General features: G+C 64.2%; 19 protein-coding genes and 1 tRNA gene. 13 read left to right on the top strand and 7 right to left on the bottom strand.

Annotated features, from left to right (window positions below):
- Window positions 1-136: 136 nt before the first annotated feature.
- Together BM190_RS27260 and BM190_RS27255 are read right to left on the bottom strand one after the other, a co-directional pair.
- Complete coding sequence (locus BM190_RS27260) at window positions 137-592, bottom strand: GatB/YqeY domain-containing protein (protein ID WP_018318249.1); 456 nt, start codon at window positions 590-592, stop codon at window positions 137-139.
- A gap of 51 nt (window positions 593-643) precedes the next feature.
- Entirely contained in the window at window positions 644-1354 is a 711-nt protein-coding gene (locus tag BM190_RS27255; protein ID WP_092260612.1) for an alpha/beta fold hydrolase, read from the bottom strand.
- Between the two features lie 146 nt (window positions 1355-1500).
- On the opposite strand from BM190_RS27255, the gene carA reads away from it, so the two are divergent.
- Both carA and BM190_RS27245 read left to right on the top strand, forming a co-directional pair.
- On the top strand, window positions 1501-2691 hold the full coding sequence (carA, locus tag BM190_RS27250; RefSeq protein ID WP_018318250.1) for a glutamine-hydrolyzing carbamoyl-phosphate synthase small subunit: 1191 nt from the start codon (window positions 1501-1503) through the stop codon (window positions 2689-2691).
- 166 nt (window positions 2692-2857) lie between these two features.
- Window positions 2858-3379, top strand: coding sequence for a hypothetical protein (locus tag BM190_RS27245; protein ID WP_092260610.1), 522 nt, complete (start codon window positions 2858-2860; stop codon window positions 3377-3379).
- A gap of 124 nt (window positions 3380-3503) precedes the next feature.
- On the opposite strand, the gene BM190_RS27240 is transcribed toward BM190_RS27245, so the two are convergent.
- Complete coding sequence (locus tag BM190_RS27240; protein WP_018318252.1) at window positions 3504-4028, bottom strand: Dps family protein; 525 nt, start codon at window positions 4026-4028, stop codon at window positions 3504-3506.
- A 114-nt stretch (window positions 4029-4142) separates the two neighbouring features.
- Here BM190_RS27240 and BM190_RS27235 point away from each other — a divergent pair, with 114 nt between their 5' ends.
- On the top strand, window positions 4143-4844 hold the full coding sequence (locus BM190_RS27235) for a class I SAM-dependent methyltransferase (protein WP_092260608.1): 702 nt from the start codon (window positions 4143-4145) through the stop codon (window positions 4842-4844).
- A 54-nt stretch (window positions 4845-4898) separates the two neighbouring features.
- A tRNA-OTHER gene (locus BM190_RS40685) sits at window positions 4899-4974 on the top strand.
- Between the two features lie 169 nt (window positions 4975-5143).
- On the opposite strand, the gene BM190_RS27230 is transcribed toward BM190_RS40685, so the two are convergent.
- Window positions 5144-5515 (bottom strand): ArsR/SmtB family transcription factor, encoded by a 372-nt coding sequence (locus BM190_RS27230; protein WP_092260814.1) that lies wholly within the window; start codon window positions 5513-5515, stop codon window positions 5144-5146.
- A gap of 113 nt (window positions 5516-5628) precedes the next feature.
- Here BM190_RS27230 and BM190_RS27225 point away from each other — a divergent pair, with 113 nt between their 5' ends.
- The 3 genes from BM190_RS27225 to greA all read left to right on the top strand — a co-directional run bounded on the left by BM190_RS27225 (window position 5629) and on the right by greA (window position 11210).
- Window positions 5629-6798: an MFS transporter gene (locus BM190_RS27225; RefSeq protein ID WP_092260606.1), complete on the top strand. Its 1170-nt coding sequence runs from the start codon at window positions 5629-5631 to the stop codon at window positions 6796-6798.
- Window positions 6799-7050: 252 nt separating this feature from the next.
- Entirely contained in the window at window positions 7051-10515 is a 3465-nt protein-coding gene (gene carB / locus BM190_RS27220; RefSeq protein WP_092260603.1) for a carbamoyl-phosphate synthase large subunit, read from the top strand.
- A gap of 221 nt (window positions 10516-10736) precedes the next feature.
- The gene (gene greA / locus BM190_RS27215; RefSeq protein ID WP_018318257.1) at window positions 10737-11210 is read left to right on the top strand and encodes a transcription elongation factor GreA; all 474 of its coding nucleotides are present in this window, start codon (window positions 10737-10739) and stop codon (window positions 11208-11210) included.
- Between the two features lie 405 nt (window positions 11211-11615).
- Here greA and BM190_RS27205 read toward each other — a convergent pair whose 3' ends face one another.
- Entirely contained in the window at window positions 11616-12095 is a 480-nt protein-coding gene (locus BM190_RS27205; protein WP_026201989.1) for an Lrp/AsnC family transcriptional regulator, read from the bottom strand.
- A gap of 266 nt (window positions 12096-12361) precedes the next feature.
- Between BM190_RS27205 and trxB the strand changes: the two genes are divergently transcribed.
- The 5 genes from trxB (at window position 12362) to BM190_RS39785 (ending at window position 16384) form a co-directional block, all read left to right on the top strand.
- The gene (gene trxB, locus BM190_RS27200) at window positions 12362-13327 is read left to right on the top strand and encodes a thioredoxin-disulfide reductase (RefSeq protein WP_018318258.1); all 966 of its coding nucleotides are present in this window, start codon (window positions 12362-12364) and stop codon (window positions 13325-13327) included.
- Window positions 13328-13332: 5 nt separating this feature from the next.
- Window positions 13333-14256, top strand: coding sequence for a LysR family transcriptional regulator (locus BM190_RS27195; RefSeq protein WP_026201990.1), 924 nt, complete (start codon window positions 13333-13335; stop codon window positions 14254-14256).
- 459 nt (window positions 14257-14715) lie between these two features.
- Window positions 14716-15624 carry a 4-hydroxy-tetrahydrodipicolinate synthase family protein gene (locus BM190_RS27190; protein ID WP_092260598.1) on the top strand — a complete coding sequence of 303 codons (909 nt, stop codon included), beginning with the start codon at window positions 14716-14718 and terminating at the stop codon, window positions 15622-15624.
- Between the two features lie 316 nt (window positions 15625-15940).
- A complete protein-coding gene (locus BM190_RS40680; RefSeq protein ID WP_018318262.1) occupies window positions 15941-16087 on the top strand; it encodes a hypothetical protein in 147 nt (48 codons plus the stop codon).
- Between the two features lie 132 nt (window positions 16088-16219).
- A complete protein-coding gene (locus BM190_RS39785; protein ID WP_143109090.1) occupies window positions 16220-16384 on the top strand; it encodes a hypothetical protein in 165 nt (54 codons plus the stop codon).
- 79 nt (window positions 16385-16463) lie between these two features.
- Here BM190_RS39785 and BM190_RS27180 read toward each other — a convergent pair whose 3' ends face one another.
- A complete protein-coding gene (locus BM190_RS27180; protein ID WP_025032179.1) occupies window positions 16464-17141 on the bottom strand; it encodes an AAA family ATPase in 678 nt (225 codons plus the stop codon).
- A 360-nt stretch (window positions 17142-17501) separates the two neighbouring features.
- Window positions 17502-17840: a hypothetical protein gene (locus BM190_RS27175; protein ID WP_018318265.1), complete on the bottom strand. Its 339-nt coding sequence runs from the start codon at window positions 17838-17840 to the stop codon at window positions 17502-17504.
- A gap of 408 nt (window positions 17841-18248) precedes the next feature.
- Between BM190_RS27175 and BM190_RS27170 the strand changes: the two genes are divergently transcribed.
- On the top strand, window positions 18249-19415 hold the full coding sequence (locus BM190_RS27170; RefSeq protein ID WP_092260594.1) for a CaiB/BaiF CoA transferase family protein: 1167 nt from the start codon (window positions 18249-18251) through the stop codon (window positions 19413-19415).

Raw genomic sequence — 19415 nt, 5'->3', positions numbered from 1 at the left:
TCGCATGAAGCGAAGCGGCATGCGAACCGAGGTGGGGTGGCAGTCTTTCCGCGGAAGCGCTGCCCGAGTGGAGAGATCACCCCACCCCGCTCGCGCTTCGCGCGATCGACCCTCCCCTCCAGGGGAGGGTAAGCAGCTAGCCCGACAGCGCGGCCTTCACGAGGCCGCTCGCCTTGCCGAAGTCCATCTGCCCGGCATACTTCGCGCGCAGCACGGCGATCACCTTGCCCATGTCCTTCATGCCGGCGGCACCGGTCTCGCCGATCGCATCCGCGATCGCCTTTTTCACCTCGTCGTCGGCCATCTGCTTCGGCAGATACGCCGAGATCACCGCGATCTCCTCGCGCTCCTGCGCCGCGAGCTCGGCGCGGCCGCCCTTGTCGTAGAGCTCGACCGCCTCCTGGCGCTGCTTGATCATCTTCTGCAGCACACCGAGCAGATCGGCGTCCGACAGCGGCGGCTTGCCGTTGCCGCGAGCGTCGATGTCGGCGTTCTTGATGGTCGAGTTGACCATGCGCAGCGTGGACAGCTTGCGCTCGTCCTTGGCCTTCATGGCCTCCTTGACCGCATTGTTGATGTCGTCGCGCAACATGATCGTGATCCCTTCGAATATCTGACGCCTGATCTAGGCCGTTCGCGGCCCCTAGACAACCTCGGTTCCGAGCCATTCGGTCAGGGCCCGCACTGTCGCTTCGGGCTGCTCGGCTTGCGGCAAGTGCCCGCAGCGATCGAGGACTTTGAGCCTTGCGCCGGCGATGCCCGCGGCCATCTCCCTGGAGAGCGCGTTCGGGATGGTGTTGTCGGCATCGCCCGTCAACACAAGCGTCGGGCATTTGATGGCTGCAAGCGTCGGGTGCGAATCCACCCGTGCGATGATCGCGGTCTGCTGCCGCAGATAGCCCTCGACACCGACATCCTCGTCCTGCGCATGCACCAGCTTGAGAATATCGGCATCGTCGCGCCGCGACGGATGCACGAGCTCCGGAAAGCTCTCCTCGCGAAGCGCGCGGAGCTCGCCGCGCCGGGCGCGTTCCATCAAGCCGCGCCGGCGTGCGGTTGCCTTCGGCGTATCTGGCCGCGCCTGGGTATTGATCAGCGCGAGCTTTGACACCCGTTCGGGCGCCTGGCGCATGATCTCGAACGCGATGTAGCCGCCCATGGAATGGCCCGCGAGCGCGAAGCGCGGCGGGGCCTCGCTCAGCATGCGGGCGGCGATCGCCGCCATGCTGTCGTCGCGGATATGGTTGGCAACCATGACCGGGCCGAAACGCCACAGCGCCGGGATGACCGGAGCATAGATCCGGGCCGAGGAGGCCAGCCCCGGAACCAACAGAATCGGGGTGGTCTGGTCCATTATTGCCTCGCAAGCCCAGGAATTTGCCGGAAATTGTGCGGCCAAGCTTAGGAGCCCGAGACAGGCTGTCAAATATGCAAAAACGCATGTGAATCGGTGCATCTGCGCTTTGACGGGGGCGTCCGGCAGGCTTATGAAACGCGCTCATGACACAACATGACAACGATCCCGCTTGGCCGGACCATAAACCGACCGCGCTCCTCGTGCTTGCCGACGGCACGGTGCTTGAAGGCTTTGGTCTCGGCGCCGAAGGCCACGCCGTCGGTGAAGTCTGCTTCAACACCGCGATGACCGGCTATGAGGAGATCCTCACCGACCCCTCCTATGCCGGGCAGCTCATCACCTTCACCTTCCCGCATATCGGCAATGTCGGTACCAACGAGGAAGACATCGAGACGGTGAACATGGCCGCCACACCTGGCGCCCGCGGCGTGATCCTGCGCACCGCGATCACCGATCCCTCGAACTATCGAGCCACCAAGCATCTCGACCAGTGGCTAAAGGCGCGCGGCATCATCGGCCTCTCCGGCATCGACACCCGCGCACTGACCGCGCTGATCCGCTCAAAGGGCATGCCCAACGCCGTGATCGCGCACGCCAGGAACGGCGAGTTCGACCTGCATGGCCTCAAGGAAGAGGCGCGCGAATGGCCGGGCCTCGAGGGCATGGACCTCGTGCCGATGGTCACAAGCGGCCAGCGCTTCACCTGGGACGAGACGCCGTGGCTGTGGGACAAGGGCTTTGGCCGCCAGGACAAGGTGGAGTTCAACGTCGTCGCCATCGACTACGGCATCAAGCGCAACATCCTGCGCCTGCTCGCCGGCGTCGGCTGCAAGGTGACGGTGGTGCCGGCGACGACTTCGTCCGAAGACATTCTGGCGATGAAGCCGGACGGCGTGTTCCTGTCCAACGGTCCGGGCGATCCGGCCGCGACCGGCAAATATGCCGTGCCTGTGATCCGGGACGTCATCAAGTCCGGCACGCCGACCTTCGGCATTTGCCTCGGCCACCAGATGCTCGGCCTCGCCGTCGGCGCCAAGACGAAGAAGATGCATCAGGGCCATCACGGCGCCAATCACCCCGTGAAGGACGAGACCACCGGCAAGGTCGAGATCACCTCGATGAACCACGGCTTTGCGGTGGACGAGACCACGCTGCCGAAGGGCGCGACGCAGACCCACATCTCGCTGTTCGACGGCTCCAATTGCGGCATCCAACTCGACGGCAAGCCGGTGTTCTCGGTGCAGTACCACCCCGAGGCCTCACCAGGCCCGCGCGACTCACACTACCTGTTCCAGCGTTTTGCGGATCTGATGCGGCAGAAGAAGAGCGCGTAAGACGCGCGCTCTCATGCCCCGCTGAACCGGGCCTCGCGGCTCTCTGGGGTCCCGGCTCTGCGCCGCGGCGTTGCACGCTGCAGCGCGTCCGGGACAGGTGACCTGTTGAGGAACACCTCCACACGATAGAATGTTGTCCCGCTGTCTTTGCAGCCGGAGTCCCGCCATGTCCGTCGTCCGCGACAAGGCCGAGCCGCTCGCCATCGTGTTCGAGGATGACGGGCTCGTGCCGAACAACATCCTTCCGTTCCTGGTCTACCAGGCTGCGGTGAAGCTCGACCCGGAGCGGCCGGAAGAGACCATCGAGAACCTGTTCGAAGCGAATGGCTGGGGCGGGACGTGGCGGAACGGCGTCTACGATTATCTGCATTACCACGCGACGGTGCATGAGGTGCTCGGCGTCGCGCGCGGCAGTGCCCGCGTCCGCTTCGGCGGCGACCATGGCCAGGAGCTCGAGATCAAGGCGGGTGATGTCGCGATCCTGCCCGCCGGCACCGGCCATCAACGCATCAGGGCGAGCGAGGATTTCTGCGTGATCGGCGCCTATCCGCCGGGCAGCAAGATGGAGATCGCGCGGCCAACGCCGGAGAGCCACGCGAAAGCGTTGAAGACGATTCCGAACGTCGCGATGCCGCCGGCCGATCCCGTGACGGGTACGGATGGGGCGTTGATGCGGCTGTGGCGGTAGCCACAACGGCGGCGCCGTAGGGTGGGCAAAGCGAAGCGTGCCCACCAATCTATTCAAGCCGAAAGGAAAGATAGTGGGCACGGCGCGCAAGAGCGCGCCTTTGCCCACCCCACGGCACCGTGCCCTACGCCTCGTTGCCACCCTCCTGCCGCGTGGCCTCGAACAGGAACCACGTCCGGCGCTCGGTCTCGTCGATGAACACTTCCAAAATGCTGGCGCTGGCGACATCGCCGGCGTCGTCGCAGACCTCGTGCGCTTTGCGCATCGCAGCCGCGACGTGCTTGTTGTCCTGCATCAGCTCGCGCAGCATCTCGCGCGGCGGGACGTAGTCCTCGTTGTTGTCCTTGATGGTCTGGAGCTTTGCGACCTGGCCGATCGACTTCAGCGTGGTGCCGCCGATCTTGCGGACGCGCTCGGCGAGCTGGTCGGTGGTGGCGAAGATCTGGTCGGACTGCTCGTCGAGCAGCAGATGATAGTCGCGGAAATGCCGGCCGCTGATGTGCCAGTGAAAATTCTTGGTCTTCAGATACAGCGCGAAGGCGTCGGCCAGAAGTACGTTGAGCGCCTCCGAAACCTTCTTGACCCCGTCGGGCGACAGGTCGGTGGGGGTATCGAGATCGGGCGAGACCTTGTTGTTGGTTTTGCTCACGGGAAGCCTTCCTGTTAGGACGCGGACATTGACGGCGCGCCGTCGCACCCCTAACGCAAGGCGGGCAGCGCCGGTTCCTTGACGGGAACCGTTTGGCCGGGACCATCGAATACCATGGACGATTGGATCGATTATTACGACTCGACGCATACGATCTATGTCAGCAAGCTGCATCGCGACTTGCACTTCCAGATCATCGCGCGGGACATCATCGGCTATATCCCCTCGCCGGACGCGACGGTGCTGGACTATGCCTGCGGCGAGGCGCTCTCGGCGACCCAGGTGGCCGCTAGCTGCGGCAAGCTGATCCTCGCCGAGCCCGCGCCGGGCGTGCGCGGCCGGCTGATCGCGCGGTTTGCCCCGAACACCAAGATCCGTGTCCGCTCGCTCGACGATGTCCGGAAGATGCAGGACCAGTCGATCGACCTCGTCGTGATGAACTCGGTCGCGCAATACATGGCGCCGGACGAGCTCGATGCCGCGCTCCTCACCATCCGCCGTATCCTGAAGCCCTCCGGCAAGCTGGTGCTGGGGGACATCCTCCAGCCCAATGTCGGCATGTTCAGGGACGTCATGGCGCTGCTCGGCTTTGGCCTGCGCCACGGTTTCCTGAAAGACGCGCTGATCGGGCTGATCAGCACCGCGCTGTCCGACTACCGTCATCTGCGCACGCGTATCGGGCTCCAGCGCTACAGCGAGGAGGAAATCACCGCCAAGCTGAGAGCGGCCGGGTTCGCGGTCCAGCGCGCCCACGCCAATATCGGCCACAATCGCTGGCGCATGACCTTCATCGCGCGGCCGCCTCTGGTTCGTTAAGCATAACAATTAGCCGTTGTAGCTTGTCGCACTGCAATCGGTAATGATCGCCTCGGCCCGGTGGCGGAAGCGTCTACGCGAGGGCGGTGCAACGCTCTACATCCTGGTTCAAATCCAGGCCGGGTCTCCAGCCTTCGCTGCTTACGCAGCTTCGGCTCGGCAAGCCTTTTCGTGGCGAACGCTGCCGCGGCGAAGCCCGAAGGGCGAAGCCGGGCGTGGCGCAGCCATCCGCAGGGTCGAAGCGTGTCCGGCGTAGCTGGAGCGCAGCGGAAGCGAAGACGGACTGCCCCGCCCCAACCTCAATCTGCCGCAACCACTTCACCCTCCGGCAGCAACTGAAGCCGCTCGGCGTCCTTGGCCGCGGATTTGATCACCGCATCGAGCAGGCCGGGAAAACGCGCGTCCAGATCCTCGCGGCGCAGCCGCATGAAGCGGTTGGTGCCGGCCACGCGCGTCTGCATCAGGCCGCATTCGCGCAGCTTGGCGAAGTGATAGGCGAGGTTGGACTTGCCCGCGAGCCCGTTGAAGTCGCCGCAGCAGAGCTCGCTGCTGACACCTTCCTGCTGGGCAAGCTGATAGACGATGGCGAGCCGGATCGGATCGCTCAGGCAATCCAGCACCATCGGCAACTCGATCTGCTCGGGGGTCGGGTGGAGAGGTGTGCGGCTCATGATCCGGGAATCATAGCGAAGCGGCCACAATGTTCAATAGTTCTTGAACCAATTGACATCCATATCCTCACATTCAATAGTTCGATAAACGTTGAACATAGGGATCTCGTCCAATGAGCGTATTCTGGCTGGCCTTGGCGGCCTTTGCGATCGGCATCGAAGGCTTTGTAATCGCAGGCCTTTTGCCCGGCATCGCCGCCGATTTGCAGATTTCGGTCTCCGCCGCCGGCCAATTGGTCACGGCTTACGCCCTCACCTACGCCGTGGGCTCCCCGATCCTGGCCGTCGCGCTGAACAATATCGACCGCCGCACCGTGCTCGCCCTGGCGCTGGCGACCTTCATCGCCGGAAATCTCGCCGCGATGGTGGCTTCCAGCTACGCCCTGCTGCTGGCCTCGCGGATGCTGATGGCGCTGGGCTCCGGGCTTTGCATGCCGACGGCGCTCGCAGTGTCCGTGGCGGTCGCCTCGCCGGAACGGCGCGGCCGAGCGGTGGCGCTGGTCACGTCGGGCCTGACGGTCGCGACCGTCATTGGCGTTCCCCTCGGCAATCTCGTCGGCAGCCTGCTCGGCTGGCGCGCGACCTTTGCCATGGTCGCTATGATCGGCACCGTCGCGCTTGCCGGGCTGCTGCTCGGCCTGCCCCGCGGCCTGCCGCGCAACACCGCCTCGCTCGGCGAACGGCTGGCCGTGGCGCGTCACAGCAATGTCCTGGTCGCGCTTGTGATCACCATCCTATGGGCGCTCGGGGGCTTCACCGTGTTCACCTATTTCGCGATTCCGCTGCGCGGCCTCGGCTTCGATGCGCAGCAAATCAGCCTTGCGTTGCTGGTGTTTGGCGGCGCGGCCGCGATCGGGAACATGTTCGGCGGCTTACTTGCCGACCGGCTCGGTACGCTCGCCACCGTGGGCCTCGGGCTCGCCGGCATGGCAGCAGCGCTGATCCTGCACTCGGTGGTCCTGAAGCTGATGCCGGGCCAGGCGCACTATGCGGTGCTGGGCGCGATCTTCCTCTGGGGCATCTCGGGCTGGGCATTCTACCCGGCCCAGGTCGCCAGCATCATCCGGATCGAGCCGCAGGCCTCGATGATTGCGCTCTCGCTCAACGCCTCCGCCATGTATCTCGGCTTCGCCATCGGCGGGGCATTGGGCGGGGCGGTGCTGGCCACCCTCTCGCCGACCGACCTCGGCTGGATCGGCGGAACGAGCGTTGCGGCCTCACTTCTGGTGCATCTCGCCCGTGGCTGGCAGGCCAGGCCAAAACCCGTCAAAATTGCCGGTTGATGGGCGTTTTTCGGGGTTTCGCCGCTCCGGAATCTGGTCTAAGACCCACCCGCGCGCGAGGGAGACCACCGCGCGCGCGCATGATCCGCCAAAGTGTAGGCGGTTTGGCGTCAAGATCATGCGCCTCTTATAAGAGTAGAAGCGCGATCGGACGCAAAACCGGTGGCCACTTTTGCTGATCGCGCTTCGGCCAAAGGGACGCGCAGGAGCGCGCCCTTTTTTTGTGCCTAAATTCCAGTCCGGCGAGAGTTGATGCCCAAACGTACAGACATCACCACCATCCTGATCATCGGCGCCGGTCCCATCGTGATCGGCCAGGCCTGCGAGTTCGACTATTCGGGCACCCAGGCGGTGAAGACGCTGAAGGAAGAGGGCTATCGCATCGTCCTCGTCAATTCCAACCCGGCCACCATCATGACCGACCCGGAATTGGCCGATGCGACCTATATCGAGCCGATCACGCCCGAGATCGTCGCCAAGATCATCGAGAAGGAACGTCACGTCATCCCCGGCGGCTTCGCGCTGCTGCCGACCATGGGCGGACAGACCGCGCTGAACTGCGCGCTGTCGCTGCGCCGCCAGGGCACGCTCGACAAGTTCGACGTCGAAATGATCGGCGCGACCGCGGATGCGATCGACAAGGCGGAAGACCGCCAGCTGTTCCGCGAGGCCATGACCAAGATCGGGCTCGAGACGCCGAAGTCGCGGCTCGCCAACGCCTCGGCGCTGAAGAAATCGTTCCGCGACAAATATCAGGCCGAGCGCGAAAAACTCTCCGGCGCCGCGCTCGAAGAGCATGAGCGGCAGTGGACGCTGGGCGAGAGCGAGCGCCGCAAGCGCTACCAGGAATACGCCTTCGGCCAGGCCATGATGGCGCTGTCCGAGATCGGCCTGCCCGCGATCATCCGCCCCTCCTTCACCATGGGCGGCACCGGCGGCGGCATTGCCTACAACAAGGAAGAGTTCCTCGACATCATCGAGCGCGGCCTGGATGCGTCTCCGACCAACGAAGTGCTGATCGAAGAATCCGTGCTCGGCTGGAAAGAGTACGAGATGGAGGTGGTGCGCGACAAGAAGGACAATTGCATCATCGTCTGCTCGATCGAGAACCTCGATCCGATGGGCGTGCACACCGGCGATTCCATCACGGTGGCGCCGGCGCTGACGCTGACCGACAAGGAATACCAGATCATGCGCGACGCCTCGCTGGCGGTGCTGCGCGAGATCGGCGTCGAGACCGGCGGCTCCAACGTGCAGTTCGGCGTCAATCCCGAGGACGGCCGCATGGTCGTCATCGAGATGAACCCGCGCGTGTCGCGTTCGTCCGCTCTGGCTTCGAAGGCCACCGGCTTCCCGATCGCGAAGGTCGCGGCCAAGCTTGCGGTCGGCTACACGCTCGACGAGATCGCCAACGACATCACCGGCGGCGCCACGCCGGCCTCGTTCGAGCCGACCATCGACTACGTCGTCACCAAGGTGCCGCGCTTCGCCTTCGAGAAATTCCCCGGCGCCTCCACCACGCTGACCACGTCGATGAAGTCGGTCGGCGAAGTCATGGCGATCGGCCGCACCTTCCAGGAAAGCCTGCAGAAGGCGCTGCGCGGGCTCGAGACCGGACTGACCGGCCTCGACGAGATCGAGATCGAGGGTCTCGGCCGCGACGACGACAAGAACGCGATCCGGGCCGCGCTCGGCACGCCGACGCCGAACCGGCTGCTCCAGGTCGCCCAGGCGATGCGGCTCGGCTGGTCGAACGAGGAGATCTTCAACTCCTGCAAGATCGATCCGTGGTTCCTCAGCGAGATGCGCGGCATCGTCGACATGGAGGAGAAGGTCCGCAAGAACGGCCTGCCGGGCAATGCCTTCGGCATGCGCACGCTGAAGGCCATGGGCTTCTCCGATGCGCGGCTCGCGGTGCTCGCCGAGACGACGGAAGCCGAGGTCACCGCGAAGCGCCACGCGCTCGGCGTTCGTCCGGTGTACAAGCGCATCGACACCTGCGCGGCCGAATTCGCCTCGCCGACCGCCTATATGTATTCGACCTATGAGGCGCTGTTCGCGGGCGCACCGGCGGACGAGAGCACGCCGTCCGACAAGAAGAAGGTCATCATTCTAGGCGGCGGACCGAACCGTATCGGCCAGGGCATCGAATTCGACTATTGCTGCTGTCACGCCTGCTTCGCGCTGCATGATGCCGGCTATGAATCCATCATGGTCAACTGCAACCCGGAAACCGTGTCGACCGACTACGACACCGCCGACCGGCTGTATTTCGAGCCGCTCACTGCCGAGGACGTGCTGGAGATCATCGCCAAGGAGCGCACCAACGGCACGCTGCACGGCGTGATCGTGCAGTTCGGCGGCCAGACGCCGCTGAAGCTCGCGCGCGCGCTGGAAGCCGCCGAAGTGCCGATCCTCGGCACCTCGCCTGATGCCATCGACCTTGCCGAGGACCGCGACCGCTTCAAGCGCGTGCTCGACAAGCTGCGTCTCAAGCAGCCCAAGAACGGCATCGCCTATTCGGTCGAGCAGGCAAGGCTCGTCTCTGCCGATCTCGGCCTGCCGCTGGTGGTGCGCCCGTCCTACGTGCTCGGCGGCCGTGCGATGCAGATCATCCGCGAGGAGAACCAGCTCAACGACTATCTGCTCGGCACGCTGCCGGAGCTGGTGCCGGCCGACGTCAAGGCGCGCTATCCGAACGACAAGACCGGGCAGATCAACACCGTGCTCGGCAAGAACCCGCTGCTGTTCGATCGTTATCTCTCGGACGCAACCGAGATCGACGTCGACTGCCTCTGCGACGGCAAGGACACCTTCATTGTCGGCATCATGGAGCACATCGAGGAAGCCGGCATCCATTCCGGCGACAGCGCCTGCTCCCTGCCGGCGCATTCGCTCGAGCCTGAGATGATCGAGGAGCTGGAGCGGCAGACCCGCGAGCTCGCGCTCGGCCTCGACGTCGTCGGCCTGATGAACGTGCAATACGCCGTCAAGGACGGCGAGATCTACGTGCTCGAGGTCAATCCGCGTGCCTCGCGCACCGTGCCGTTCGTCGCCAAGGTGGTCGGCACGCCGGTCGCGAAGATCGCCGCGCGCATCATGGCCGGCGAGAAGCTTGCCGATTTCAAGCTGAAGAAGGCAAAGCTCAAGCACGTCGGCGTCAAGGAGTCGGTATTCCCGTTCGCGCGCTTCCCCGGCGTCGACACGGTGCTCGGCCCCGAGATGCGCTCGACCGGCGAGGTCATGGGCATCGACCGCAATTTCGAGGTCGCCTTCGCCAAGAGCCAACTCGGCGGCGGCACGAGAGTACCGCGCAAGGGCACGGTGTTCGTCTCGGTGCGCGAGAGCGACAAGACGCGCATCGCCGATGCGGTCCGCGAACTGCATTCGCTCGGCTTCAAGGTGCTGGCGACCTCGGGCACCCAGCGCTTCCTGACCGATCAGGGCATCCCGACCGAGAAGGTGAACAAGGTGCTGGAGGGTCGGCCGCACATCGTCGACGCCATCACCAATGGCGACGTCCAGCTCGTCTTCAATACCACCGAAGGCCCGCAGGCGCTCGCCGACAGCCGTTCGCTGCGGCGCGCGGCCCTCTTGCATAAAGTGCCGTATTACACCACTCTTTCCGGGGCCGTGGCGGCCGCGCAGGGCATCCGCGCCTATCTCGGCGGGGACCTTGAGGTTCGTACCCTGCAGAGCTACTTTTCGGAAACCTGATCGCGAGCGGGAGGCCGAGCCTTAAGGGTTAGGCCTCCGCTAAGTGATTGGCAATGAAGCCACAATGGCCGGAGGAACTGTCCGGCCATGGTGGTTGTTCTGTTCCGGCGCCAGCCCACATAACGTTCCGGTGGCCGCGTGTTCAGCGCCGGGAATACCGACGAATCAAGGTTTCTGCGCCCGCTGTTGTGGGGGCGCGTAACCGAAGAACGAGAGAAGAGATGGAAAAGGTTCCGATGACAGCGAGCGGCTTTGCCGCGCTCGGGGAAGAATTGAAGAAGCGCCAGTCCGAGGACCGTCCGCGCATCATCGAGCATATCGCGGAGGCGCGCTCGCACGGAGACCTGTCGGAGAACGCGGAATATCATGCCGCGAAGGAAGAGCAGTCCCACAATGAAGGCCGCATCGCCGAGCTCGAGGACAAGCTCGCGCGCGCCGACATCATCGACATCTCGAAACTGTCCGGCGACACCATCAAGTTCGGCGCCACCGTGACCTTGGTCGACGAGGACACCGAGAAGAAGACGGTGTGGCAGATCGTCGGCGAGGTCGAGGCCGACGCCAAGAAGGGCCGCATCTCCATCACCTCGCCGCTCGCCCGCGCGCTGATCGGCAAGAAGAAAGGTTCGACCGTCGAGGTCAACGCACCCGGCGGCGCCAAGGCGTATGAAATTACCAAGGTGGAATGGCGGTAAGGATTTGCCGCTGCACCGAGACGTTTCAAAAGGCCGCGCGATGCGCGGCCTTTTTGTTTCGGGGTGTCTTTATTTCAGCGCATCGCTTGCGTGAGTGGAGAAACGCATTCTCTCCGCCCGTCATTGCGAGCGCAGCGAAGCAATCCAGGCTGCCGCCGCGGAAAGACTTTGGATTGCTTCGTCGCAAGAGCTCCTCCTCGCAATGACGGTGTTGATGCAGCGAACCTAATTCCATCACCGTCACCCTGAGGTGCTCGCCTCTTCGGCGAGCCTCGAAGGGCGATGGCCCAACTGTTGCCGCGCGCTGCTGCATCTTGGCCGCGCATCCTTCGGGCTCCCCATCGGGCGCGTTGCGCCCGATGCCTCGCGCCTCAGGATGACGGGATTGGCAGGACTCTAGAGCGGCTACCTCCGCCCCTTCACGTCCAGCGGCACGGCCGCCTCATACTTCGAATTGTGCAGCACCAATGACGTTCGCACGTTCCGCACGTGGGGCGCGGCGGTCAGATGGGTGACGAAATCCTGGAAGGTCGCCATGTCGGGGGCGACGCATTTGAGGATGAAATCGACCTCGCCCGACAACATCCAGCATTCCCGCACCAGGGGCTCGGCGCGGACGAACTCCTCGAAGGCGCGCAAATCCGCCTCGGCCTGACTGGACAGGTGCACGGCGGCGAAGACGGTGACGTCGAAGCCGAGCTTGCGGGCATCGAGCAGGCCGCGATAGCCGTGGATGTAGCCCTCCTCCTCCAGCGCCCGGACGCGGCGCAGGCAGGGCGGCGGCGAGATGCCGACCCGCTTGGCCAGCTCAACATTCGTGATTCGACCGTCGGCCTGAATCTCGGACAGAATTTTCAGGTCGATGTCGTCTAGGTTCCGCGACACTTGATTGGAACTCCTGGCCTTTGCGGCTTGATTGGTGGGTTTGCCGCAATCCTCATAGCCCAGTCCGCACGACTAGCGCAATTTTATTGCGCGTGCACCGCAATCGACTTTTGTTCCTTGTTGGAAAAATCCGCCGAGAGGGAATGCAATTCTTGCATAGCTCACCAGAACGCTTAGATTAGCTCTGATATTTCAGCGCCTCCGCGACGCCTCCCGGCATGTTCCGCGCCCGCGCTGCAAATCCCCCGTGAAAGGCGTCCATCGAAATGTCCGCTCCTGTTCATGCAAAGGTCGTCATTATCGGCTCCGGCCCCGCCGGTTACACGGCGGCGATCTACGCCGCGCGCGCGATGCTCGAGCCGATCCTGATCCAAGGCATCCAGCCGGGCGGCCAGCTCACCATCACCACCGACGTCGAGAACTATCCCGGCTTCGCCGATGTGATCCAGGGCCCCTGGCTGATGGAGCAGATGGAGAAGCAGGCGGTCCATGTCGGCACCAAGATCGTCACGGACCTGGTCATTAAGCTGGAAACTTCGCATCGGCCGTTCCGCCTCACCTGCGACTCGGGCGATGTCTATCTCGCTGACTCTGTGATCCTCGCCACCGGCGCGCAGGCGCGCTGGCTCGGGTTGCCGTCCGAAGTAAAGTTCCAGGGCGGCGGCGTATCGGCCTGCGCCACCTGCGACGGCTTCTTCTACCGCAACAAGGAGGTCGTGGTGGTCGGCGGCGGCAATACCGCGGTCGAGGAGGCCCTGTACCTCACCAACCATGCCTCGCAGGTCACCATCGTGCATCGCCGCGACCATTTCCGCGCCGAGCGTATCCTGCAGGAGCGCCTGTTCAAGCACCCGAAGATCAAGGTGATCTGGGACAGCGCCGTTGACGAGATCTGCGGCACCGAGAACCCCAACAAGGTCACCCATGTCCGCCTCAAGAACGTCAAGACCGGCGCGCTGACGGACGTGAAGACCGACGGCATCTTCATCGCCATCGGCCACGCACCGGCGACCGAGCTCGTCAAAGACCAGATCAAGCTCAAACCGTCGGGCTATGTCGAGGTCGCCCCGAACTCGACCGCGACATCGGTGCCCGGCCTGTTCGCCGCCGGCGACGTCGCCGACGAAACCTATCGCCAGGCCGTCACGGCCGCCGGCCTCGGCTGCATGGCAGCTCTCGAAGCCGAACGTTTCTTGGCCCTGCGCGCCAGCGAGCGCGCGGCAGCGGAATAAAGATCATGCCCCGAACACGCGACGGATTTACGGATATGGACTGGGACAAGCTGAAGGTGTTTCACGCGGCGGCGGAAGCGGGCAGCTTCACGCATGCGGGCGAGCAGCTCGGCCTGTCGCAATCGGCGGTGTCGCGCCAGGTCTCGGCGCTGGAGCAGGAGCTTTCAGTCTCGCTGTTCCACCGCCATGCCCGCGGCCTGATCCTCACCGAGCAGGGCGATTTGCTGTTCCGCACCGCGCATGACGTGTTCATGCAGCTCCAGGCGGCGCGCGCCAAGCTGACCGACAGCCGCGAGCGGCCGAGCGGCGACCTCAAGATCACCACCACGCCCGGCGTCGGCATCAACTGGCTGATCCCGCGGCTCGGCGAGTTCACCGCGCTCTATCCGGAAATCCGGATCTCCCTGATCGTCACCGACGAGGAGCTCGACCTGTCGATGCGCGAGGCCGACGTCGCGATCCGCACCCGCAAGCCGACGCAGCCGGATCTCATCCAGCGCAAGCTGTTCGCGATGGGCTTCCACGCCTATTGCTCGCCGGAATACATCAAGCGCTTCGGCACGCCGCGCACGCTGGAGGAGCTCGACTCCCACCGCATCATCACGCTCTCGGACGGCAACTTCGCGCCGCATCTGCAGAACCGCAACTGGCTGGTCGAAGCGGGCCGCAACGGCTCGGGTCCGCGCGAAGCCTATTTCAGGGTCAACAACATCCTCGGTCTCGTGCGCGCCTGTCAGCAGGGCCTCGGCATCGCGGCGCTGCCCGACTACCTCGTCGAGGAACAGAGCAAACTCGTGCAGCTGTTCGGCGAGTCGGATTCGATCCAGCTCGATACGTATTTTGTCTATCCCGAAGAGTTGAAGACGGTCGCGCGCGTGCAGGTGTTCCGCGACTTCGTGGTGAGCAAGGCGCAGCGCTGGCCGTCCTGATTTCCGCATGACTGACATGCGGCCTCGGCTGTTGCTGCATGGCGCTCGTCAAGCTCATACTGTTTGCACGCTGAGCCTTCGCGTTGCGCATTTGTCCCCCTCCTCCAGTGGCGCGGGAGTTCAGTAATCCCTCTTGGAAGGTGATTGTGTCGGCCTCACGTGGCCAATACCTTAAGCCGGGCTCGTTCGAGCCCGGCTTTTTTTCGGTCAAATCGGCCTTCGCCCTCCGCGTGTATTGACAGTTCCAGGCATACCCCGCATCATTTGCAGATGATCACGAAGTCGTGCGCAATCTCGTCGAAGGCGATCGCCTCGAAAAAAGGCCCCCATCCGGGGACCTCGGAGTTTTGCGCGCGCTAGACCGGCTTCGTCATCGCTGCAATCCCGAAAACCCCGCCGCCTGGACGGGGTTTTTTCATGTGCCCTCCGTCTCAGGTTTCCCGAGAAGGAGATGGAAACATGACCGGACTTGAAGATCATTTGCACGGGCTGTGGCTGCCGCTGGTGACGCCGTTTCAGGGCGGCGCGCTCGACGAGCGATCGCTGCGGCGGCTGACGCGACATTACAGCGCGCAAGGCATCGACGGATTCATCCTGGGGGCGACCTCGGGTGAAGGCATGACGTTGCGCGAGGCCGAGCTCGAACGTCTCGTCGCCATCGTGCGCGACGAGATGGCGGCGAGCCGGCGCACCCTGCCGATCTGCCTCGGGCTGTCGGGCGCGGACACCTCGCGGCTGAAGGACCGTCTCGACGAGACCGCGGACTGGCCGATCGACGGTTATCTGATCGCAAGCCCTTATTATGTGCGCCCCTCGCAGCGCGGCCTCTTGGCGCATTTCGAGACGCTCGCCGATCACGCCGCTTGGCCGCTTGCGCTCTACAACATTCCCTATCGCACCTCGGTGAACATCACCAACCAGACCATGCTGCGGCTCGCCGAGCATCCCAACATCATAGGCTTGAAGGATTGCGGCGCGAGCCGCGAGCAATCGATCGCGCTCTTGCGCGACCGGCCGAAGGAGTTTCGCGTGCTCACGGGCGAGGACGCGAACTTTTTCGAGGCGCTCAGCGACGGCGCCGACGGCGGCATCGTGCTCTCCGCTCATGTCGAGACCGCGACGTTCGCGGCGGTGTATGCGGAAGCGAAGCGCGGCAACCATGACGCGGCGCAGGCGCGCTGGCACGAGGTCGCCGATCTGACGCGGCTGCTGTTCACCGAGCCGAGCCCGGCGCCGGCAAAGTACTGGCTGTGGCGATGCGGCCTGATCGACAGCCCAGAAGTGCGCCTGCCAATGGTGGAAGTGAGCAGCGAGCTCGCGGCCGCGATCGATCGCGAGATCGAGCGACGGACGAAGGTGGCGGCGTAGTTTCTCGTTCACCCTCCCCTGGAGGGGGAGGGTCGATCGCGCGAAGCGCGAGCGGGGTAGGGTGATCTCGCAACTCGGGCACTGTCGGATGTGGCGAGACCGTCACCCCACCCCGTCTCACATTTCGCTGCGCTCATGTGAGCCGACCCACGGGCGAGCTTCGCTCGTCCCGGACCCCTCCAGGGGAGGGTAAGAGCGCCGCCCCTTGGTTAACCGCGCCCCAACGGCCTTCGCTGCTGCCGCATGGCGCATCCACGTCTCGTTTACCCGTCCGTCCCTATCGTTGCTCTCCAGGAACTTCCAGAGGGGAATGACCATGGGACATCGCACCCGGCCTACGGCCGCGCAGCAATTCGCGCCGGCCGATCTTTTGCAGGGAATTCTCGTCGTATCGTCGTTCGGCTTCTGGGCCGTGATGCTCGGCCTGATGCCGGCGCTGCTGTTTCGCGTCTGGCTCGCCTGAGGCGGCACGTCGCGCGGATGGTTAAGCGGCCGTCACAAATGCGCTCAAAATGCGCAGCGGTTTGCAAGCCGGAATCTTAAAACATCCCGCGTATCGTTCACGCCCATAAGCGAAGAAATCGCGGGGGCGTTTATGAATAGTCATAATGAATTGGCGTCGCATTTCGGCGCCGGACAGGAGAAGCTGTCCACCGAGCAGAGCTTTACCACCGAGGACATTCTCTGGGCCGCCGGCATCTGGTCGGTGATCCTGACGATGTCGCCGGTCATCGTGTTCTACACGCTGATGGTGGCGTAGCCTCCTTCAGCAGATCCCGAAAACGCAAAACGCGCGGACGTTCCCGCGCGTTTTTCGTCCGGGGAAATGAATAATGAAATTAAGCAGCCTGCTTGTGCATTGCGCCGGACGCCGACGCCGTGCCGCGAATGGCCTTAACTGAACGCTCGATCGCCGCCCACAGCCTTGCGATTTCCTGGGCCGCACGGCTCTCGGCCTGGTATTCCCGCGCGCCCTCGCCGTGGCTCAGCGCCATCAAGAGATCCGAACGGTTGGTGATCTGGCCGCCCCACACCGGAGCCCGGAATTTCGCCAGCGCTTCGCGGGCGATGGTGACGATCGGGCTTTCGGCTTCGTCGCGCTTGGCCGGCGCACCGTTGAGCACGACCGCATAGGGCTTGCGCGCCGCGCGGCACATCTGGATGGTTTCCTGCACCGCGTTGACGTCGAACACGCCGGGACGCGCCGGAATGACCACCATCGTCGCGTTCTTGATCGCGTCGTCGACGACGGCCGAGAGGTTCGGCGGCGTGTCGATCAACACCCATTCATAACCGTCGCGCTTGGCAGCGGAGACGATGCCGCTGACGGAGTTCACCGCCGCCTTGATCGGCGGCTCGTTGGTGCCACGCAGCTTGTGCCACAGCGTCAGCGAGCCCTGCGGGTCCGCGTCCACGAGCATGACCTGCTTGCTCGCCTTGATCTGTGCGGCGAGATGCGCGGCTAGGGTACTCTTGCCCGAGCCGCCTTTACGCGATGCAAAAACAATAACGTTCATACCTTCGGCCTCCAGATTGACCCTAGGCCGCGAAAATGAATCACCGCGCTGATTCGTGAAAGAAAAATTTATCGGGGGTTGCGTTGCCGCCACGAAATAACAAGGCGTGTTGGCTTTTGAGTCACACTGCGTCGCACGACAAGAGACCACCGGCAGCGAAACACCGCCCGCGCGAGCGTCTGTGCGTTCTTTGAGCAGCCGAACGGGACCAAGCGGAATGCAACCTTCCCGCGCAAACCCTTACCCGACTCTTTTCCTTCGCACATTCGCAATTGCCGCAGGCATCAGCGCGGCCTGCGCGAACAAAAGGAGTCCGTTACATTACGAAGTTTCGGATAAGGAACGCGGGCTATCCCGCGCTCAGCCGTCGCTGGTCTTTTTCTTCTTGGGCTTGGTGCTCTTCTTCGCGGTTTTGGGCGCGATGCTGGTCGGCTTGCCGGCGCGGGCCTCACCCGGCTCGGGTCCGGGACGGAAGAACACCCGGCATTGCGGCGAGAGCTGCGCCTTCTTCTTGATCATGCAGGCGGTGATGGCGTCGACGTTCGGCACGAACTCGCCGCACAGCCGCATCGCATCCGGCGTGCAGGCCTGCTGCTCCTCCGGGGTGTAGGCGAAGCCGGTACCGGGCTGGATCAGAACGGCCAGGGCCATCCCGAGGGTTGCAGCAGCCAAGGATGTCTTGAAGCGAAACGCCGGCATCGATCCCCCCACATGTCGAGTCGGAGGGAATAGTGGGTGAACGGCGGTTCGTTGGCAACGAGGGCAGATGCGAAAGGTCGGACCTGTGCGGTCTCGGCAACAGGCGGGTGCCGCTCGGCAACCTCTCCACTGTCGTCGCCCGGCCTTGTGCGCAATTGCGCACAAGGCGGAGGATGACAGGTGTGGCCGAGGAAAGGGTCTCGCCCTCAGACACAAAACTGCGAAAACAACCCCATGCACAGTAGCCAAGCCACGGTAATCGCAGCGCATTTCGTCTTAGGATTTGACGAAACCAGGTTTGACTTGTCGGGCAAAACGGGGGCATCATGTCCCATCCAAAAAGATGCGCGTGGGGTGATCGGCCTGTCTCCTGCGCTGGTCGAAAAGCGCACGAGAGGAAGCGATCTCATGGAAGCGAATGAAGCGGAGCTGCCGCTGTCCGGCGTCACGGTGGTCTCGCTCGAGCAGGCGATCGCGGCGCCGCTGGCGAGCCGGCACCTGGCGGACTGGGGCGCGCGGGTGATCAAGATCGAGCGGCCGGGCGCGGGCGACTTCTGCCGGGACTACGACCACGTGATGAACGGCATGTCGAGCCAGTTCGTCTGGACCAACCGCTCCAAGGAAAGCCTCGCCATCGACATCAAGAGCGAGGACGGCCGCAAGGTGCTCGACGCCCTGCTGCCGCGGGCCGATGTGTTCATCCAGAACCTCGCGCCCGGCGCTGCCGAGCGGCTCGGCCTCGATGCCGCATCGCTGTTGCGAAAGTATCCGCGCATCATCGCCTGCGACGTCTCGGGCTATGGCACTGGCGGCCCCTACAGCGACAAGAAGGCCTATGATCTCCTGGTCCAGTGCGAGGCCGGGGTTCTCGCCATCAACGGCACCGAGGCGGAGCCGGCCAAGGTCGGGCTGTCGGTGGTCGATATCGCCACCGGCATGTACATCCTCAACGGCGTGCTGATGGCGCTGTACCGTCGCGAGCGGACCGGCAAGGGCACCGCCTTCCAGGCCTCGCTGTTCGACTCCATCACCGACTGGATGAGCTATCCCGCCTTCTACACGCACAGCACGGGCCGGCCGCTGCCGCGAACCGGCGCCAGGCATGCGACGATCGCGCCGTATGGCCCGTTCCGGGTCGGCGACGGCAACACGATCTTCTTCGGCATCCAGAACGATCGGGAATGGCGGTCGCTGTGCAGCATCGTGCTCGGCGATGCCGGCTTTGCCGACGACCTGCGCTTCCGCACCAATCCGCTGCGCATGCAGAACCGCGACGAGCTACAGGCGCATATCGAGCAGCGCTTTGCATCCATGACCAGCGAAGAGGTGCTGCGACTGCTGGATGAGGCCGCGATCGCCAACGCGCATCTGAACTCGGTCGAGGCTTTCCTGGCGCATGAGCAGCTCCGCGCGCGGTCCCGGGTGCAGAGCGTCGGCTCGCCGTGCGGGCCGGTGATGAGCTTCCTGCCTGCGCTGACCATTCCAGGCGTCAAGCCGCGGATGGATCCGGTGCCGGATGTGGGACAGCACAACCAGGCTATCCTCAGCGAACTCGGTCTGGCGAAGGACATTTGA

Source organism: Bradyrhizobium sp. Rc3b, from assembly GCF_900114915.1.
Lineage (GTDB): Bacteria > Pseudomonadota > Alphaproteobacteria > Rhizobiales > Xanthobacteraceae > Bradyrhizobium.
The sequence above is the reverse complement of the archived record's forward strand: the minus strand, read 5'-3'. Positions and strand labels throughout refer to the sequence as shown.

Bases quoted from the DNA above. Each gene is read 5' to 3' on its own strand.
- BM190_RS27260 (WP_018318249.1), bottom strand. From the start codon at position 592: ATGTTGCGCGACGACATCAACAATGCGGTCAAGGAGGCCATGAAGGCC.
- BM190_RS27255 (WP_092260612.1), bottom strand. From the start codon at position 1,354: ATGGACCAGACCACCCCGATTCTGTTGGTTCCGGGGCTGGCCTCCTCG.
- carA (WP_018318250.1), top strand. From the start codon at position 1,501: ATGACACAACATGACAACGATCCCGCTTGGCCGGACCATAAACCGACC.
- BM190_RS27245 (WP_092260610.1), top strand. From the start codon at position 2,858: ATGTCCGTCGTCCGCGACAAGGCCGAGCCGCTCGCCATCGTGTTCGAG.
- BM190_RS27235 (WP_092260608.1), top strand. From the start codon at position 4,143: ATGGACGATTGGATCGATTATTACGACTCGACGCATACGATCTATGTC.
- BM190_RS27230 (WP_092260814.1), bottom strand. From the start codon at position 5,515: ATGAGCCGCACACCTCTCCACCCGACCCCCGAGCAGATCGAGTTGCCG.
- BM190_RS27225 (WP_092260606.1), top strand. From the start codon at position 5,629: ATGAGCGTATTCTGGCTGGCCTTGGCGGCCTTTGCGATCGGCATCGAA.
- carB (WP_092260603.1), top strand. From the start codon at position 7,051: ATGCCCAAACGTACAGACATCACCACCATCCTGATCATCGGCGCCGGT.
- greA (WP_018318257.1), top strand. From the start codon at position 10,737: ATGGAAAAGGTTCCGATGACAGCGAGCGGCTTTGCCGCGCTCGGGGAA.
- trxB (WP_018318258.1), top strand. From the start codon at position 12,362: ATGTCCGCTCCTGTTCATGCAAAGGTCGTCATTATCGGCTCCGGCCCC.
- BM190_RS27195 (WP_026201990.1), top strand. From the start codon at position 13,333: ATGCCCCGAACACGCGACGGATTTACGGATATGGACTGGGACAAGCTG.
- BM190_RS27190 (WP_092260598.1), top strand. From the start codon at position 14,716: ATGACCGGACTTGAAGATCATTTGCACGGGCTGTGGCTGCCGCTGGTG.
- BM190_RS40680 (WP_018318262.1), top strand. From the start codon at position 15,941: ATGGGACATCGCACCCGGCCTACGGCCGCGCAGCAATTCGCGCCGGCC.
- BM190_RS39785 (WP_143109090.1), top strand. From the start codon at position 16,220: ATGAATAGTCATAATGAATTGGCGTCGCATTTCGGCGCCGGACAGGAG.
- BM190_RS27180 (WP_025032179.1), bottom strand. From the start codon at position 17,141: ATGAACGTTATTGTTTTTGCATCGCGTAAAGGCGGCTCGGGCAAGAGT.
- BM190_RS27175 (WP_018318265.1), bottom strand. From the start codon at position 17,840: ATGCCGGCGTTTCGCTTCAAGACATCCTTGGCTGCTGCAACCCTCGGG.
- BM190_RS27170 (WP_092260594.1), top strand. From the start codon at position 18,249: ATGGAAGCGAATGAAGCGGAGCTGCCGCTGTCCGGCGTCACGGTGGTC.